Raw genomic sequence first — 1,345 nt, forward strand, 5'->3', positions numbered from 1 at the left:
TGACAAAAGAGAACTGTTTATATTTACGGAATAATCCCTGCTTCGTAAACAATCGTATTTTTGTGTTAAATAGTTCTTATATTCATGAGCATTCTTATATGTCCTGCCCGTTTTGTTTCCAGCATTTTGTGTATTGCCATAACTATTCGTATATGACGCATATGTTCCTATTCCTGTAACTGCCATATTAACATATCTCCTTTCATTATTCGGAGTCCTTCCAACTATGCCACCTGTTGGATTTCTCTCAGAATCAATATAATATTGATCACACGCTAGCTTCAAATATACTTTGACTAATACCTTTCATCCACATATTCTGCGTTGCTCCATATCCTCTTTCCTGCCCTATATCATACAATCCACTGCTGTCAAATCCTATTTTTAATACCAAATCATTTTCTTTCTTCCAGCCATTTTTAGCATATTGCAGCCATCTCTTAGAATAAAGTTCATACCCTGCACCATTTTTAGATTTTTCCTTAAACAATGCCAGTAAATCTGTACCATCCTCTGCAATAAAAGTACCATTTTTATATGTCGCATTGCGTGCATCATATCCAGTTGTCTCATACACTTCATGCCATAAAGAATATTGGTTTGCCTTTGTCATATTTGCCTGCGAATTAACAATTTCATTATCTGCATCATGCATACAAATCCACGCATGCGTCCAAATATTTTTTGCATTATCTCCTTCATTCAGCAATTTTTCTATCTGCGATAATGTATCTCTATCTGCATTTCCCGACACCGTTAGTTGATATGTATATGGGTCAATAGAAAATACCAAATCTGCCTGTTTTGATATTGATATCCCATTCTTTGAAAGTAGATTTGAAATTTGCTGATTTACAACACTTCTGGCATGCTGTTTTTCCCTGTCAGTATTGCGTACATAACCAACACTTCTTGAACCACCTGTATATACATCCTTGTAATTCCTTAATGCATAATCATACCGTGCAAATCCACCCACAGGTTTTCCTCCGGATTGTAACATTCTTTTCTCTGTACGGTAAGCTATGGAACGCTGGTCTTCTGTCATATATGAGCAAAAATTAGGTGAGGTCACATCACAATATTTTGATTCGATATATGCCATTGGATCAGAATGAGACAAATTTTCTTTGTACACTTTATCATAATGCTCCTGCAAAACTTTTTGTACGAAACGATCCTCCTCTGTAAGTCCATCATATTGATATCCTACAGTTGTACCAGTGCTGGAAGTATTGGGCAGGTTGTTTAAATCCCTGCCCGCTGGAATGTTATTATAATAGTCAGAATTATTTACAGTAACCATATTATCCCCCTGCCTTATATAAGTCTTATAATCTGTATC

Annotated in this window: 1 protein-coding gene and 1 pseudogene; both read right to left on the minus strand. The window is 35.8% G+C overall.

Going from position 1 to position 1,345, the window contains the following annotated elements:
- Positions 1–285: pseudogene (locus tag DW059_RS16240) on the minus strand (DUF6033 family protein); the annotation flags it as partial.
- Positions 269–1,306 carry a DUF4885 family protein gene (locus DW059_RS15550; protein ID WP_117699383.1) on the minus strand — a complete coding sequence of 346 codons (1,038 nt, stop codon included), beginning with the start codon at positions 1,304–1,306 and terminating at the stop codon, positions 269–271. The gene DW059_RS15550 and the pseudogene DW059_RS16240, both read right to left, overlap by 17 nt.
- Positions 1,307–1,345 lie beyond the last annotated feature (39 nt).

Origin of the sequence: Roseburia sp. AF42-8 (assembly GCF_003435965.1) — a bacterium.
Taxonomy (GTDB): domain Bacteria; phylum Bacillota; class Clostridia; order Lachnospirales; family Lachnospiraceae; genus Roseburia_C; species Roseburia_C amylophila.

What these genes read in the sequence shown, in the direction of transcription:
- DW059_RS15550 (WP_117699383.1), bottom strand. Translation starts at nt 1,306, where the DNA reads ATGGTTACTGTAAATAATTCTGACTATTATAATAACATTCCAGCGGGC.